Consider the following 16220-nt stretch of genomic DNA (forward strand, 5'->3'; position numbering starts at 1 on the left):
TCGAAGCAGCGGCCGGGCTCCGGTCCCGCCCGCCTTCCGCGCGGGGTGGGACCGGAGCCCGTGCGAATCACCGCATCCGGTCGGGCCGTTGCGGATCTAGTGGGGCTGTTCCGGGGTGACGCAGTACGCCGCGAAGGCGGTCAGCACCTCCTGCTCGGAGATCCGGCCGTCGCCGTCCGCGTCCAGGGCGCGGGCGGCCTGCTCCGACGCCTCCTCGGCGACACCGAGGGCACGCAGCACGCGTGCCGCGGCGGACGGGGTGACGCCCTGCCCGTCCTCGTCGGCGACGGCGATCACGGCGTGCAGGAACGGACGGGCGATCTCGCCGAAGCGCTCGGGGTCGTCGCGCAGTCTCTTCGCCGCGCCGGTGACGAACTCCTGGCGGCTGACCCGCTGGTCGCCGTCCACGTCGGCGATGCCGGCCATGCCCTGCCAGAACGCCTCCGCCCCGCCGTAGAGGGCCTGCCCCCTGTCGGAGCGCGCCGCGACGGAGAACTCGGCGAGAACCGCGGCGGCGGCCTTGCTGAAGTCCTCTCGGTCGATGGAGCCGTTGCCGTTCTGGTCGAAGGCCGCGAAGCGGGAAGCGATCTTCCGCTCGTACTCTGCGCTGTCCATGCCGGGAGCGTACGGCCCCGGCGGCCTCCGCGGGTACCGGGCGGTCACCGGATCGGTCACGGCCTCGCCACACAGGAGCCCCTCCGGGCACCGCGCACAGCCCCGCCGGAACCGCGCAACGGCCCCGCGCACGGCACCGGCCGGCCGCGCTACGCGGAGAGGGGGCGCGCCTCCTCGTCGGCGGCCGAGTCCGCGTCCGCGTACACGTCGAAGAGGCGGCGGACGCCGAGCGCGGCCAGGACGCGGTTCACATGGGAGCCGTCCTCCGCGCCCCGGGCGGGCAGTACCAGCCGCAGCCGCCCCCGGCAGGAGCGCATCAGGCGGCGGGCCGCGACCAGCACCCCGACCCCGCTGGAGTCGCAGAAGAGGACCTCCGAGAGGTCGAGCACCACGTCCCGGCGGCCGGCGGCGACCGCGTCGTGCACCCGCTGGCGCACCACGGGCGAGGAGACGAGATCCAGTTCGCCGGACACATGCAGCAGGGTCCATCCGCCCTGCCGGGCCTCGGCCACCTTGAGCATCATCAACGGACCCCTTCGCGCACCGGCGGCCCGAAGACCGGAAGCCGCCCTTCCACTCGCCCCTGCCCTGCCGTGCATGCGTGAAACGCGACGGAGGACACCCGGAGTTCCCCCTTCCGCGACCGCTTCCGGGGCCTATCACGCGCGAGGGGCCTCTGTCCGTACTTGTCGCAAAGGGGAGCACACACGCCACATGGCGCACTACATTCGATGAGGACGTACGGTGGGCCCGGGCCGACGCGGGCAGTAGCGGGAACGGGACAGCGCCGCAGGTACGACGCACCGCAGGGACTGGGGGCAGCATGGCGAAGGACGCACCACCGCGCTGGGACCGCAGGATGCAGCAGCGTCTCGCGCGCGGCGAGGCCGCCGCCCTGGGCGAGCTGTACGACCGGTTCGCGTCCCTGGTCCACAGCCAGGCACACCGGGTCCTGGAGGACGAGGAGGCCGCGGACCAGGTCACCCGCGAGGTCTTCGGCTACATCTGGGAGAACCCCGACGCCTACGACCCCAAGCAGGGATCCATGCGCGCGTGGGTCGCCCGGCTCACCAACAGCCAGGCCGTGCACCGGCTCCGCCGGACCGAGGCGGCCGCCCTGGCCGCGGGCGGCGAGGGCACGACCGAGGAACTGGAGCAGCGGGTGCGGCGGGCGGCCGTGGCCGCCCGGGCCGACTACATCCGCACCTCCATGCCGGCCCCGCTGCGCGCCGCCCTGGAACTGGCGTACTTCCAGCGGCGGGACTACCGGCAGACCGCCGCCGACCTGGGCGTCACCGAGGACGAGGCCCGCCGCCGGCTGCGGCTCGGCCTCCAGTTGCTCTCCACCGCGCACACCCGCCCGCTGGAGGGCTCCTCGCCGCCCGGATACGGACGCGCCCTGTGAGCGCGCACGACGACGGGCCCTACAACGGCGGGACCGGCGGCGGGGACGGCGGCGACGACCGCGAACGGGGCCGCGACGAGGTCCGGGGCGCACCGCGGATACCGGGTCCGCGCGGGGCGGCGGACGATCTGCCGCCGGAGGCGTACCGTCCGCGCCGGCCCGCGCTGCCGCACCGCAAGGACCCCGCGCGGGGGTCGCGTCCGCCCGTCCTCGGCGCCCGGCCGGAGTCCGGGGCGACGGACCGCGACGACGGCCGGCCCGCCCCTGACGCCCCGCCTGCCGCGGTCGAGCCGGAGGTGCCGCCCGAACCGGGCGCGCCGGAGCCCGAACCGGCCACCCCGGCGGTTCCGCCCGAAACGACCACCCCGGCGGTTCCGCCCGAAGCGGCCACCCCGGCGGTTCCGCCCGAAGCGGCCGAAGCCGCCGAACCGCCCTCGCACGGTGTGCTGAAGTCGCTGCTCGGCGCCTGGGCGCTGTCCGCGTGCTCGGCGGAGGAGACCGCGGCCGTCGAGGAGCACCTCGGCGACTGCGCGCCCTGCGCGGAGGAGGCGCTGCGGCTGCGCGATGCCGTGGGGCTGCTGCACGCCGACCGCGATCTGGACCTCGACCCGCTGCTGCGCTTCCAGGTCCTGGAGAACTGCCTCGGCCGCCGCCCCGCCCGTATCCCGGTGCCCGACTGGGCCGACGCCTACGACGCGGAGACCGCCCGGCTCGACGCCCTGCTGTGCGACATCGGCGACGGCGAGTGGCACGCTCCCGTGCGCCTCAAGTGGTTCGACGGCGAACGGCAGGCGGACCGCGGGACCACCGTCGCCGGGGTCATCGCCCATCTGATGGGCGTCGACGGCCTGGTGGCCGCCGCGCTCGGCCTGGACGACCCGCTCGGCCCGGAGGCGCCGCGGCGGCCCGGCCGGCGGACCGAGGTGTTCTGGGAGTGCGGGAGGCTGCCGTCGGGCCGCCAAATCCGCGAACCGTGGCGGGAGCAGACCCACACGCTCATCCGCACGGTCTCCTTCGCGGGCCGGGGCGTCGCGGAACTCCCGGTCTCCTACGGCGCGTTCGCCCTTCCGCTGGGTGACGCGCTGCTCGACCGCGCCTTCGAGTGCTGGATCCACGCCGACGACATCGCGGGCGCCGTCGACTACCCGTACACCGCGCCCAGCGGCGCCCATCTGCACCGGATGATCGACCTGGCGGCCCGGCTGCTGCCCGCGGCCCTCGCCGACCGCCGCCGGGCCGGACTCGCCTCCCCGGCGCGGCACCTGGTGACGCCCGGCTCACCGGGGCGTTCGCTGCACCTGGAGGTCGAGGGCCCCGGCGGCGGGAACTGGTACATCGCGCTGGACTCCCCCGCGGCGGTCGGCTCGGCGGACCGGGCGGTCGCCCAGGTGGCCCTGGACGGGGTGGAGTTCTGCCGGCTGGTCGCCGGGCACGTCTCCCCGCAGGAGGCCGCGGCCGGGCAGGACGGGGACCGCGAGGCGATCAGCGACGTCCTCTTCGCGGCGGCCGCGCTCAGCCGGCTCTGAGGCCTGTCCGAGGAGGTGTCCGGCCCCGGCCTGTCAGGAGGTTGCCGGCCCCGGGCCTGACGGCCTCATGGCCTCACGGCCTCATGGCCTCACGGCCTCATGGCCTCACGGCCTCAGGCGAAGACGACCGTGCGGCGGCCGTTGAGCATGATGCGGTGCTCCGCGTGCCACTTCACCGCGCGCGCCAGCGCCTGGCACTCCACGTCCCGGCCGGTGGCGACCAGTTGCTCCGGGCTGACCTGGTGGCCCACCCGCTGGACCTCCTGCTCGATGATCGGGCCCTCGTCGAGGTCCGCTGTCACGTAGTGGGCGGTCGCGCCGATCAGCTTCACCCCGCGGTCGTGCGCCTGGTGGTACGGCTTGGCGCCCTTGAAGCTCGGCAGGAAGGAGTGGTGGATGTTGATGATCCGGCCGCTGAGCTGCTTGCACAGGTCGTCCGAGAGGACCTGCATGTAGCGGGCCAGGACGACCAGTTCCACGTCCTCCCCGCGCACCAGCTCCAGCAGCCGCGCCTCGGCCTCGGCCTTGGTGTCCTTCGTCACCGGGATGTGGTGGAAGGGGATGCCGTAGGAGGCGACCAGGTCCGCGAAGTCGGTGTGGTTGGAGACGACCGCGGCGATCTCCACCGGGAGGACCCCGGTGCGCGCCCGGAAGAGCAGGTCGTTGAGGCAGTGGCCGAACTTGCTGACCATCAGGACGACCCGCATGCGCTCGACGGCGCTGTGGATCTCCCACTCCATTCCGAAGGAGTCCCCGACGGCGGCGAAGCTGGCGCGCAGCTTCTCCACGGTGACCGGCGTCTCGGCCGAGAAGTGCACCCGCATGAAGAAGAGGCCGGTGTCCTGGTCGCCGAACTGCTGGCTGTCCTCGATGTTGCAGCCGGTGATGAAGAGATAGCTCGAGACGGCGTGCACGATGCCCTTTTTGTCCGGGCAGCTGAGCGTGAGGACATACTGGTCGGTCATCCCCGTAGCCTGCCACAGTCCCCGCCCCGATCCGCACCACCGTCCGACCGGCGGACGCGGCCCCTGGCGCGGACGCGGCGGCCCCGGCCCGGGCGGCGGCCGTCAGGACGCCGCGCTGGTCATGATCCGCAGTACGTCCAGCGAGCGCGGCGGCGCGTCCGGGTCCTCGCCGTCGCCGGCGGCGAGGCGGACGTGCGCGTCCCGCGCGGCCCGCACGGCCTCGGGCCAGCCGTGGTGCTCCAGGTACGCGGAGACCGGGGCGTCCGCGCCGACCTGGTGCATGATGCGCAGCACCCGCAGCACGGCGACGTCCACGAGGGCGGCCTCGCCGGAGTCGCGGAAGATCGTGCCGACGTACTTCTCGGCCGACCAGTTGTCCAGCCAGGTGTCCTCGACCAGGCGGTACACGGCGTCGGTGACGTCGCCGTACCCCTCCCGGCCCGCCAGCCAGCACTCCTGGTGGAAGACGGGGTCGGACAGCATGTGCAGCGCCGAGCGCACGTTGGCGCGCCAGCGCCACCAGGGCATGTCAGTGAGCGGCATGCCGCCCATGGTGGAGGAGCGACGGCCGCGACGGGAAGGGTTGACCGAACCTTGCTGCACGAGTTCGATCGTACGTTCCCTTTTCGATCACCCTGAGCCGCCCCCGCAATTCACTTTCCGGTCACCGAGCGTTGAAGAGCGCTCACTGCGGTGTTCCCCGTGGGGAGGAAGTGTGCGGAGTCATGACCGGTTGGCGTCGTTCCCCGTCCCCCCGCCCGTCCAGGACCGTGTCCCGGGTCCGAGTCCTCTGTACGACGGCCGCCGTGGCCGTGACGGCGGGGGCCGCGCTCGTCGCCGGGTGCGGCGTCCTCCCCGGAGACCCGAAAGGCTCCCGGGAGCCCGTCACCGTGATGACCTTCGCCCCCGTGGACACCCAGGCCACCAACATGCCCGGGATGACCGCGATGGCCCGGGCCTACGCGCGCTGGGCGGCCACCCGCGACGGGCTGGACGGCCACGAGCTGCGCGTCCTCACCTGCAACGAACGCAACTCCCCCGAGGGCGCCTCCGCCTGCGCCCGCCGCGCGGTCAAGGAAGAGGTCGTCGCGGTGGTCGGTTCCTACAGCCAGCACGGTTCGTTCATGGCCCCGCTGGAGGCCGCCGGCATCCCCTTCATCGGCGGATACGGCATCTCCGCGGACGAGTTCACCAGCTATCTGTCCTACCCCGTCAACGGCGGCCAGCCCGCCCTGCTGGCCGGCAACGGGCAGCAGCTCGCGGGGTCCTGCGGGGACGTGTCCCTGGTGCGCCCGGACAGCCTGGCCGGGGACGATCTCTCCCAGCTGCTCACCTCGGGCCTGAAGAAGGGCCGGAGCGGGGCCTCCACGGCCGACATCATCGCGCGGGACGACGCGACCGACTACACCGAGCAGGCGGAGCTGGCCCGGAAGCGGGCCGCGGAGCCCGGCGGCGGGATCGGCACCCTCGCCGGGAGCGCGGGCACCACGGGGTCCGCCGGGAAGTCCGGGAGCACGGCGCGGCCGGGCTGTGTGACCGCCGCCCTGGGCGACCGGACGGAGACCTTCTTCGACTCCTACCGCCGCCTGCCCGAGGACGGCCGGGACATCCGGATCTCCTCGGTCATCGGCAGTGTCGGCCAGCCGCTGGTGGACCGGACGGGCGGGCGCTCCGGCCCGTTCGAGGGCGCGTACATCACCAGCTGGTACCCGGCCGCCGACGACAGCCGCTGGGCGGCGATGCGCGAGGTGATCGACGAGCACGCCTTCGGCGACAACGCCGTGGACCCGGCCGACCCCGGGGTGCAGACCACCTGGATCGCGTACACGGTCCTGGAGCGGGTGGTGGCCGCGCTCGACAGCGACACGATCACCCCGCGGCGCATCGCGTACGCCCTGGACCAGGGGCTGACGGTCTCGACCGACGGCCTCACCCCCGAGCTGCGCTGGGGTCACGACGACATGCTCGGCGTGCCGGACTACCCGCGGATCGTCAACCGCAGTGTGACCTTCCAGGTCGTCCGGGAGGGGCGGCTGGTGCCTCAGCGGGAGGAGTTCGTCGATGTCGCGGACACCCTGACCGCGGCGTCCTGACGCGGCGCCTGGACGTGGGGGGCGGGGCCGGCCGGCCCCGCCCCCTCGTCGTCACAGCTGCTGGCTGCGGCGCTCGGTGAGGCCGTGTTCGCGGGCGATGGCGTTCCACAGCGGCGCGGCCTTGTTCTTGGCCCGGGTCGCCTCGCCGCTGGCGCGGTTGCCCTGCGCGGTCTGCGAGGTGGCGCGGGCCTTGCCGTTCTTGCAGACCTTCTTGCCCTTGGCCTGCTCCGCCCACGCCGCGTAGTGGTCGTCGGCGGAGGCGGACGCCCGCCACGCCTCGTTCAGTGAGGCGGTCAGCGCCGCGTGGTCGGGCAGGGCGTCGACGGTCAGCCCGCCGAGCCGGGTCACCAGGTCGCGGCGCTGGGCGGCGGCGGCCTTCAGGTCGGTGACCGCCTGGTCGAGGTTGGTGCACTGCTTGATGTTCTCGACGGAACGGATCACCGCGGCCCGGCTGTTGTTGCTGTCGGCGAGCAGCTTGTCGAGCGCCTCGGCCTGGGTCTTCGCCGGATCGGGCGGCGCCTGGGAGGACGGGCTGCTCTCGACCGGGGCGGAGGAGGACGCGGCGACCGTCTTGTCCGGTTCGTCCGAGGAGTCGTCCCCGCCGAACATCACCGCGCCGACACCGAGTCCGAGCACGGCGCAGCCGACGACCAGCGCGGCCACCACCGGCACGGCGGACCGGCGCCGCTCCGGTGGGTCGTCGTCGTGGCGCTGGGTGGGGAACGGGGGCTGGTCGTCGTAGCGGTGGCCGCCGCCGTGCCGGGCCGGCCGGCGGGGGCCGGGAGGCGGTCCGGCGTCCATCCGCGGCAGCTGGGCCGTGGCATCGACGGGGGCGGCGGCGTACGGGGCGGCGTCCGACCGGAAGAGGCTGTCGAACTCCGCGGGCGGCCGGCGGTCGCCGGGGGCGCCGGGGCGGATGCCGAAAGGGGCGCCGGCGGGGGCGGGCGGCACGGGGGCGATGTACTGCGTGGCGTCGTCCTCGCCGCCGGGGGCGGAGTGGGCCTGCGGGGCGGGGCGCTTGGTGCCGAGGAAGGTCGTGGACTCGGCGGGCCGCTCGGGCGGCAGCGCCCCGGGCCCGGCGCCGCTGCGGACGGGCGCGATGTACTGGGTGGCGTCGGACGCGTCGGGGGCCCCGGGCCCGGCGCCCGGGCCGACGGGCGCGACCCCGGTCTGTGGCGGGATGAGCTGGGTGTGGTCCTCCTCCGCACCGGACCGCCCCGGCACGGGGAACGGGCCGCCGGACACGGGCGGGATGAGCTGGGTGTGGTCCTCCTCCGCACCGGACCGCCCCGGCACGGGGAGCGGGCCGCCGGACACGGGCGGGATGAGCTGGGTCCGGTCGTCGCCCTCGGGGGCCCGAGCGGGCGGCAGGGGCCCGGGGCCGCCGTGGGTTCCCCGGTCCGCCGGCTCCGGGTACGCGCCGGTGCCGTGCTGCGGGGGCAGGGGCTGGGCGGCGGGGACGCCGTATCCGGCCTCCGGGCCGGGGTAGCCGTAGCCGGGCTGTGCGGGCGCGGCGGGGTAGCCGTAGGCCCCGGTCGCCTGGCCCGGTCCGGGAGACGGGTACCCACCGGGATACCCGGCGCCGGGCGCGGGCGGGTACCCGTAGCCGGGCGCTGCCGGGGAGCCGTAGCCGCCCGTGGCCGGGGAGCCGTAGCCGTCCGGAGCCTGCCCCGGGAGCGGGGCCGGTGCGCCGCCCGGGTGGCCGTGGCCGGGCAGGTCGGGCGCGGCCGGGGAGCCGTACGCAGGGGAGCCGTGGCCCGTGCCCGGGCCGCCGGGGGCCGGGGGCTGTCCCTGGGGCGGGCCCCAGGGCTCCCCCCACGGCCGTCCGCCCGTGGGAGCCGCCTGCGGACCCTGGTGGGCGCCGGGTATGAGGGGCTCGCTGCCGTCCGCGGGCAGCACGACGCCCTCGTGCGCGGGCCGCGCGGCCCGCGGGTGCTGCTCGTCACCCTGTCCGCTGTGCGTCACCGGGACTCCTACATCTGGACCTACGGAATCGTCGGTTCACGCTACCGGGTGCCCGGAGGCCGCCGCACACACGTGCGGCAGCAGTGACACGATGGGGACACAGGACGCTGTTCGCGCCCCGCCCGCACGGCCGTTCACCGGGAACGCCCGCCGCCACCCCGCTTCCCGGGGCGCGCGCCGGGGCGGGCCCGCGCCCCTCACCCGCCCTCGCCCCAGGGCCGGTTCGGGGTCGGACACCCGCCCCCGGGAGGGACGGTCCGCGCCGATCAGGCCGCCGTGCGCAGATCCAGCCGGGTCGTGAACTCGCGGACCGCGGCCTCCCGCGCGTACGGCTCCAACCGCTGCCGCAGGTCGTCGAGATACTCCGCGCCACGGCTGGAGCGCAGGGTGTCGAGGAGTTCCACGGCCTGCATGCCGGTGCGGCAGGCGTGGTCCACCTCACGTTGCTGGACCTGCGCCGAGGCGAGGAGGACCAGCCCGATCGCCCGGCGGCGCGCCTTGGCCTCCGGGAGCCCGGCCAGCGCGGTGCGCGCCTGCCGGGCGGCCGCGTCCGCCTCGCCCAGATCGCGGTGGCAGTGGGCCAGTTCGTCGGCGAGGTACGCCTGGTCGAAGTGGGCGATCCAGTCGGGGTCGTCGCCCGAGCCGGGCTCGGCCCGCTCCAGCGCGGCGACCGCCCGGCCCGCCGCCTCGTGGCAGGTGTGCGCGTCACCCAGGAGGGCGTGCCCCCGGGCCTCCGCCGCGTGGAACATGGCCTCGGCGCGGGGTGTGACCCGGCCCCGTGCGCCCTCCTGCGCGGCCCGCGCCAGCTGGGCGATCTCGCGCGGGTTCCCCAACTCGGCGGCGAGATGGCTCATGGAGGCGGCCAGGACGTACCCGCCGTAGGCGCGGTCCCCGGAGGCCTGGGCGAGCCGCAGCGCCTGGATGTAGTAGCGCTGGGCGAGGCCGGGCTGGCCCGTGTCGACGGCCATGTAACCCGCAAGCTCGGTCAACCGGGCGACGGCGGCGAACAGTTCGCGGCCGACCGCCTCCCGGTAGGAGCCGGAGAGCAGACCGGAGACCACGCTGTTCAGGTAGTGGACCAGGATGGGGCGGACCTGCCCGCTGCCGAAGCGGTGGTCCAGTTCGGTGAGGGCCGCCGTGGTGGCCCTCACCGCCGCCACGTCCGAGGCGCCGACCCGGGCGCCCGCCGAGCGCGCGACGTGCGGGTCCGCGCCGGTGATCAGCCAGTCCCGGCTGGGCTCGACCAGCGCGGACGCGGCGACCGCCGACCCGGAGAGGAAGTCGCGGCGGCCCACGTCGGACCGCCACAGCTCGCAGACCTGCTCGATCGCCCCGGGCACGGTCGGCGCGAACTGGAGGCCCACACCGGTGGCCAGGTTCTTGCCGTTGGCCATGCCGATCTCGTCGATCGTGACCGTGCGGCCCAGTTTGCGGCCGAGCGCCTCCGCGATGACCCCGGGCGCCCGGCCGCGCGGCTGCTGCCCGCGCAGCCAGCGCGCCACCGAGGTCTTGTCGTACCGCAGGTCGAGGCCGCGCTCGACGCCGACCACGTTGACCCGGCGGGCGAGACCGGCGTTGGAGCACCCGGCCTCCTGGATGAGCGCCTGCAACCGTTCGTTCGGCTGTCGTGCGACGAGCGGCCTGGCTGCCATGAAGTACCCCCTGGTGCCTGGATGATCGATGAGTCGATCACTGCCCGGCTGGTATACGGAGAATGCACAGTTGGTCGGATTGATTACCTTTGCTGCTGTTGCCGCGGTACACGTACTCCCGGTGCGAGTGCTCCCGTTACGAGTGCTCCAGGTACAAGTGCTCCCGGTGCGCGGGCTGCTGCCGCCCGCCGGGCGCGCGCACGGGAAGCGGCCCGCACGTGTCCCCGCCGCAGTGGCTACCCGCTGCGGGCGGCCCGCCCTCACGCGCGCCCCCGGACGTGCATCCGTGCGCCCCGCATGCGGGACCGATGCGCCGACGCGCGTACGCGGGCGGGCCGTAACCGGAGGTGATCGCCGCAGTTGAGTGTGGCGTGGATGAGACCTTGGGAGTCACGGAAGCCGCTCGGATCCCCCAGCAGCGCGGCGAGCAACTGCTGGACAGTGCCGTGCGGTACGCGGAAGAGCGGCACTGGGACGTCTTCCCCGGCACCTGGCTGGAGGCCGTCGACGGCGCGGAGCGCTGCTCCTGCGGCGACACCGGCTGCGCCGCGCCCGGCGCCCACCCGGACCGGCCCGACTGGGCGGGGCAGGCGACCGGGAGCGCGTCGGCCGCCCGGCGGATGTGGACCAAGCAGCCCGGCTCGTCGATCCTGCTGCCGACGGGCCGTTCCTTCGACGCCCTGGAGGTCTCCGAGTCCGCGGGCTTCCTGGCCCTCGCCCGGCTGGAGCGGATGGATCTGCCGCTCGGCCCGGTGACCTGCACCCCGGACCGCCGGATGCTCTTCTTCGTCCTGCCCGGGGCGTCCGCGAAGGCCCCCGACCTGATCCGCAACCTCGGCTGGATGCCCTCCGCGATCGACCTGGTCACCCGGGGCGAGGGCCACTGGATCGCCGCCCCGCCCACCCGGATCGGCGGCCGGGGCGCGGTCCAGTGGGCCCGCCGCCCCACTCCCGCGAACCGCTGGCTGCCGGACGCGGAGGAGCTGATCAGCCCGCTCGCGTACGCCTGCGGCCGGGAGGCGGCGGAGCGGCGGACCCGCAAGGGCTGAGCCGGGCCGGGCCGCGCCGGCGCCTGGCCCGGCGGGGCCGTACCGATTCCGGCGGGGGACGGTTCCGGCGGGGGACGGTTCCGGCAATGCCGACCTGCTGGGGCTTCCCGCTCCAGACCCTGTGCGCTCACCAGGGGCCTCCGTAGGCTGAGGGCCGTACCGACGGGGAGCACAGGAGGCAGTGAGCATGCCGGAGCAGACGGACGGCACGGCGGGGGGCGGGGAGCACACGGTCCCGCCCGCCGTCCAGGTGGAAGGGCTGTGGAAGCGGTTCGGCGAGCAGATCGCCGTGTCCGGGATCGATCTGGCCCTGCCCGCGGGCAAGTTCATCGGCCTGGTCGGCCCGAACGGCGCCGGGAAGACGACGACCCTCTCCATGGTCACCGGTCTGCTCAGGCCCGACCAGGGCCGGGTGCTGGTCGCCGGGCACGACGTCTGGCGGGACCCGGTCCAGGTCAAGGCCCGGATCGGGGTGCTCCCGGAGGGCCTGCGCATGTTCGAGCGCCTCTCCGGACGCGAACTCCTCGCGTACAACGGCCGGCTGCGCGGTCTGCCGGGCGAGGAGGTGGACAAGCGCGCCGCGCAGCTCCTCGACGTTCTCGACCTCGCGGGCGCCGGGAACAAGCTGGTGGTCGACTACTCGACCGGCATGCGCAAGAAGATCGGACTGGCCGCGGCCCTGCTGCACAACCCCGAAGTCCTCTTCCTGGACGAGCCGTTCGAGGGCGTTGACCCGGTGTCCGCGCAGACGATCCGCGGGGTGCTGGAGCGCTACACCAGCTCCGGCGCGACCGTCGTCTTCTCCAGCCATGTGATGGAGCTGGTGGAATCGCTGTGCGACTGGGTCGCGGTGATGGCAGCGGGCCGCATCCGGGCACAGGGCCCGCTGGCCGAGGTGCGCGGCTCCGCGCCCACCCTCCAGTCGGCCTTCCTCGAACTCGTCGGCGCGCAGGGCCGCGACACGGGCGCCTCGCTGGACTGGCTCGGCGGCGGTGGCCGGTGAGCGCCACCGACGTACTGCGCCCGGCGCCCTTGGACGGCGGCGCGGGGCGGCCCGCGCTGGGCACCGCCGCACTGACCCGGGTCGTGGTCCGGCTGAAACTCGCCCTGCTGCGTAACGGACTGCACCAGTCGACCGGCCGCACGGCCGTGTTCGTGATCTCCCTGGTGTTCACCCTGCTGCTCGCGGCGGGCCAGCTCCTGGGGCTGATCCTGCTGCGCGGCGAGGAGCAGGCGTCCACCGTGGTGGTGCTGCTGGCCGGGATCGTCGCCCTCGGCTGGGCGACGCTGCCCCTCTTCTTCCCCAGCGGCGACGAGACCCTCGACCCGAGCCGGCTGGTGATGCTGCCGCTGCGGCCGGGGCCGCTGGTGACGGCCCTGCTCGGCGCGTCGCTGGTCGGCATCGGCCCGCTGTTCACCCTCTGCCTCGCCCTGGGCGCGGTCCTGGCACTGGCGCAGGGCACGGCGGCGACGGCGGTGGCCGTCCTCGCGGTGCCGCTGCTCCTGCTGGTGTGCGTGGCCCTCGCCCGGGCGGTCGCCGCCGCCAACATCCGGCTGCTCACCTCCCGCAAGGGCCGCGATCTCGCGGTGCTGAGCGGTCTGCTGGTCGCGGTGGGCATCCAGGTCGTCAACTTCGGTGCGCAGCGCATCAACCAGGCGGGCGGTCTGGCCTCGCTGGAGCCGGTTGAGGCCGTGGTGCGCTGGGTTCCGCCCGCCTCGGCGGTCGCGGCGGTCGGCTCGGCGGCGGACGGCTCCCTCGGCACGGCGCTCGTGCAACTCGCCCTCTCCGCGCTGGCGCTGGTCGCCCTGCTGGGGTGGTGGCAGCGGAGCCTGACCACGCTGATGACGGCGCCGGACGCGTCCACGATGGCGGCGGCCACCACCGACCCGGGCCGCGAGCCCACCTCCTCGGCCGGGCTCGGCCGGCTGCTGCCCGACGGCCGGACGGGCGCGGTGGTGCAGCGCGCGTTGCGCTACATCTGGCGGGACCCGAAGACCCGGGGCGCCTGGGTGACCTCCCTGGCACTCGGCCTGATCGTGCCGGTGTTCAACGCCCTCCAGGGCACCGGCTCGGTCTACTTCGCCTGCTTCGCGGCGGGCATGCTCGGCATGCTGACCTACAACCAGTTCGGCCAGGACTACTCGGGCTTCTGGATGGTCGCGACGACGATCTCGACGACCCGGGACGCGTACGAGGAGCTGCGGGCCCGCGCGCTGGCGATGCTGCTGGTCACCGTCCCGTACACGGTTCTGGTGTGCGCCGTGACGGTCGCGATGCTCGACGCCTGGGGGGACCTCCCGGAGGTGCTGGGGCTGTCGTTCGCGCTGCTCGGGGCGCTGGCGGCGACGGGGGCGGTGGCGTCGGCGCTGTTCCCGTACTCGATCCCGCAGGACAGCGCGTACAAGAACGTCGCGCCGGGGCAGGGCGGGCTCGCCTGGATCTCGATCATGGGCGGACTGCTGGCCTCGGCCCTGCTGGCCTCGCCGGTGCTGGTGCTGTCGATCTGGCTGCACGTCTCGGAGGCGGGCGGGCTCTGGCTCGTCCTGCCGGTGGGCGCGGCGTACGGGGCGCTGCTGGCGTGGGCGGGGGTCCGTCTCGCGGCCCCGCGCACGGCGGGGCGGCTGCCGGAGATCCTGACGGCGGTCAGCAAGGGCTGACGCGGGCGGGACCGGGCGGCCGGCAGACCGGGCGGGCGGGCGCGTCCTGAGCCGGTGTGACCCCGGGCCGGGGTCACACCGGCTCAGGACGGTTCATTCCGGTTCATTCCGGTTCGGGCCGGTTCAGGCTGGTTCAGGCCGGGAGAACGTTGTCCAGGAAGGGTTCGATCGCGCGGCGCCAGCCGGCGGGGTGGTCGTAGTGGACCAGGTGGCCCGCGTCGGCGACCTCCCCGTACTCGCCGCGCGGCAGGACGCGCACCATCTCCTGCGCCTCGGCCCGGCCGAGCCGCCCGTCGAGCCCGCGGACGACCAGCGTGGGGCAGCGGACCTGGGCCAGCTCGTCCCAGTGGGGGTGCAGGGCCCAGGAGGCGCGGGCGTCGAGCATCTGGCGCGGGGAGAAGACGGGCCGCCAGCCGTCCGGCCCCTCGGCCATCACCTCGGCGAAGAACTCGCCGCGGGCCGGGTTGGGGCGCTCCACCCAGGGGTCGTCCTCGCCGAACCACTTGCGGACGTCCGCGAGGGTCGCGAAGGGCACCGGCCAGGAGCGGAACCACTCCTCCCAGTCGCGCTGCGAGGCCGCGCCGAGGGCGGAGGCGCGCATGTCGCAGATGACCAGGGCGCGGACGAGGTCGGGCCGCCCGGCGGCGAGCTGCCAGGCGGTCAGCGCGCCCATCGCGTGGCCGACCAGGGTGACCGGGGCGAGGCCGAGCTGTTCGACGGCCGCCTCCGCGTCCGCCACGTACGCCTCACGGGTGAACGGTCCTTCGGCGGGCTTGTCGCTGCGGCCGTGGCCCCGCTGGTCGAGGGCGACCGCGCGGTGGCGTTCGGCCAGCCAGCGGGCGGTGGGCGCCCAGTGGGAGGCGCGCCCCATCAGCCCGTGGAGCAGTAATACGCCGGGCGCGTGCTCGTGCTCCCCGCGCCCTTTGGGCGGGTCCGCGAACTCCCAGGCAGCCAGGCGTACGCCGTCGGCTCCGGTCACGTCGATGCGCCGCACCATCTGGCCTGGCACCCCCTTCTTCCCCCGGTTCGAACGGTTGCTGTCGAGCACCGCCCACACTATCGAACCTTTATTCGAAAACGCGGTTCCGCCACGCAACACCCCTCGTTCGAGTGACTGCCGGGCGGGATTGGACGCGGGCGGCGCGGGGAGATTCCCTGCGGGAGGCGGACCGCTCGGGGATTGACCGGTCCGAGGGGACCGACCCTGGGAGCTCGGGGCTCCGGGTCGGATCGGGGAGGCGGAGTCCCGGCACCCTCGGGTGCCGGGACTTCTCCCGTCCACCCGGCCCGCGCACGGCGGGCACGGGCAGGTCCGGCGTACGGCGCAGCACCGTGGCTCCCCTCCCCGGCCGTGGGTCATATGCCTCGTCCTATGCCCCGGCTTCAGAGTGGCACGGGCCGCGCACCGGCCGCTGCCGTTCCGGGCGGAAACCGGACGCGTCACACCCCAGGGGCGCCGGGCCGGACACCCCGCCGCCCGGGGGCCTCGGGCAGCATCCCGTGCCCCCCGGGCGAGCAACCCCCGGACATACGGACATACGGACGGCCCCGGAGCGGAGTGCTCCGGGGCCGTCGCACGGCCTGCACGCGCGGGGCTACCGCTTCGCCACGAAGACGTGCGACGCGACCTCCGCATCCAGCTCGGCCGCCTCGCCGCTGCTGCCGACGAGCACCCCGCCCGCCGACTCCGTCACGCTCACCACGGACCCGGGCTGCACCCCGGCCCTGCGCAGGGTGTGCATCAGCTGGGCGTCCGTCTGGATCGGCTCGCCGATCCGGCGGACGACGACCGTCTTGCCGTCGCTGCCCGGGTCCAGCTCGGCCAGCGAAACCATGGTGTCGTCCAGGAACGGATCGGCCTCCGCCTCCTCGCCCAGCTCCTCCAGGCCCGGGATCGGGTTGCCGTACGGCGACTCGGTGGGGTGGCGCAGCAGCTCCAGGACGCGGCGCTCCACCGCCTCGCTCATCACGTGCTCCCAGCGGCACGCCTCCGCGTGGACCTGCTCCCACTCGAGACCGATGACGTCCACGAGCAGGCATTCGGCGAGCCGGTGCTTGCGCATGACACGGGTCGCCAGCCGGCGGCCCTCCTGGGTCAGCTCCAGGTGCCGGTCCCCCGCGACGGTGACCAGACCGTCGCGCTCCATCCGGGCCACCGTCTGGCTGACCGTGGGACCGCTCTGGTCCAGCCGCTCCGCGATACGGGCCCGCATGGGCACCACACCTTCCTCTTCGAGCTCGAGGATGGTGCGGAGATACATCTCCGTCGTGTCGATCAGTCCGGACATACGT

The 16220-nt window shown here is 74.8% G+C and carries 14 protein-coding genes; 6 read left to right on the plus strand and 8 right to left on the minus strand.

The features are described 5' to 3' along the window. Positions 1-96: 96 nt before the first annotated feature. Positions 97-615, minus strand: a complete 519-nt coding sequence (locus tag C593_RS0109220) for an EF-hand domain-containing protein (RefSeq protein WP_018847012.1) — start codon at positions 613-615, stop codon at positions 97-99. A 149-nt stretch (positions 616-764) separates the two neighbouring features. Beyond that, positions 765-1139 (minus strand): STAS domain-containing protein, encoded by a 375-nt coding sequence (locus C593_RS0109225; protein ID WP_018847013.1) that lies wholly within the window; start codon positions 1137-1139, stop codon positions 765-767. Between the two features lie 299 nt (positions 1140-1438). Between C593_RS0109225 and C593_RS0109230 the strand changes: the two genes are divergently transcribed. Further along, the gene (locus C593_RS0109230; protein WP_026277516.1) at positions 1439-2020 is read left to right on the plus strand and encodes a sigma-70 family RNA polymerase sigma factor; all 582 of its coding nucleotides are present in this window, start codon (positions 1439-1441) and stop codon (positions 2018-2020) included. Continuing rightward, positions 2017-3546, plus strand: a complete 1530-nt coding sequence (locus C593_RS0109235; RefSeq protein ID WP_018847015.1) for a maleylpyruvate isomerase N-terminal domain-containing protein — start codon at positions 2017-2019, stop codon at positions 3544-3546. Before C593_RS0109230 ends, C593_RS0109235 begins: the two co-directional genes overlap by 4 nt. Positions 3547-3659: 113 nt before the next feature. Here C593_RS0109235 and purU read toward each other — a convergent pair whose 3' ends face one another. Both purU and C593_RS0109245 read right to left on the minus strand, forming a co-directional pair. Then, positions 3660-4511 (minus strand): formyltetrahydrofolate deformylase, encoded by an 852-nt coding sequence (gene purU, locus C593_RS0109240; protein WP_018847016.1) that lies wholly within the window; start codon positions 4509-4511, stop codon positions 3660-3662. 102 nt (positions 4512-4613) lie between these two features. Beyond that, entirely contained in the window at positions 4614-5063 is a 450-nt protein-coding gene (locus tag C593_RS0109245) for an SCO4402 family protein (protein WP_018847017.1), read from the minus strand. Between the two features lie 173 nt (positions 5064-5236). Here C593_RS0109245 and C593_RS0109250 point away from each other — a divergent pair, with 173 nt between their 5' ends. Next, positions 5237-6604, plus strand: a complete 1368-nt coding sequence (locus C593_RS0109250; RefSeq protein ID WP_026277518.1) for an ABC transporter substrate-binding protein — start codon at positions 5237-5239, stop codon at positions 6602-6604. Between the two features lie 51 nt (positions 6605-6655). Here C593_RS0109250 and C593_RS0109255 read toward each other — a convergent pair whose 3' ends face one another. Together C593_RS0109255 and C593_RS0109260 are read right to left on the minus strand one after the other, a co-directional pair. Then, positions 6656-8569 (minus strand): hypothetical protein, encoded by a 1914-nt coding sequence (locus C593_RS0109255; protein ID WP_018847019.1) that lies wholly within the window; start codon positions 8567-8569, stop codon positions 6656-6658. A 266-nt stretch (positions 8570-8835) separates the two neighbouring features. Next, positions 8836-10221 (minus strand): NsdA family TPR-like regulatory protein, encoded by a 1386-nt coding sequence (locus C593_RS0109260; protein ID WP_026277519.1) that lies wholly within the window; start codon positions 10219-10221, stop codon positions 8836-8838. A gap of 383 nt (positions 10222-10604) precedes the next feature. Here C593_RS0109260 and C593_RS0109265 point away from each other — a divergent pair, with 383 nt between their 5' ends. The 3 genes from C593_RS0109265 (at position 10605) to C593_RS0109275 (ending at position 13928) form a co-directional block, all read left to right on the plus strand. Next, the gene (locus tag C593_RS0109265) at positions 10605-11270 is read left to right on the plus strand and encodes a bifunctional DNA primase/polymerase (RefSeq protein ID WP_486591096.1); all 666 of its coding nucleotides are present in this window, start codon (positions 10605-10607) and stop codon (positions 11268-11270) included. A gap of 187 nt (positions 11271-11457) precedes the next feature. Continuing rightward, positions 11458-12273, plus strand: coding sequence for an ABC transporter ATP-binding protein (locus C593_RS0109270; RefSeq protein WP_018847022.1), 816 nt, complete (start codon positions 11458-11460; stop codon positions 12271-12273). Beyond that, entirely contained in the window at positions 12270-13928 is a 1659-nt protein-coding gene (locus C593_RS0109275; RefSeq protein WP_018847023.1) for a hypothetical protein, read from the plus strand. Before C593_RS0109270 ends, C593_RS0109275 begins: the two co-directional genes overlap by 4 nt. Before the next feature lie 133 nt (positions 13929-14061). Here C593_RS0109275 and C593_RS0109280 read toward each other — a convergent pair whose 3' ends face one another. Next, a complete protein-coding gene (locus tag C593_RS0109280) occupies positions 14062-14925 on the minus strand; it encodes an alpha/beta fold hydrolase (RefSeq protein ID WP_026277521.1) in 864 nt (287 codons plus the stop codon). 598 nt (positions 14926-15523) lie between these two features. Further along, on the minus strand, positions 15524-16216 hold the full coding sequence (locus tag C593_RS0109285; RefSeq protein WP_018847025.1) for an iron-dependent transcriptional repressor DtxR: 693 nt from the start codon (positions 16214-16216) through the stop codon (positions 15524-15526). Between the last annotated feature and the right edge of the window lie 4 nt (positions 16217-16220).

The organism is Streptomyces sp. CNT372 (assembly GCF_000377145.1).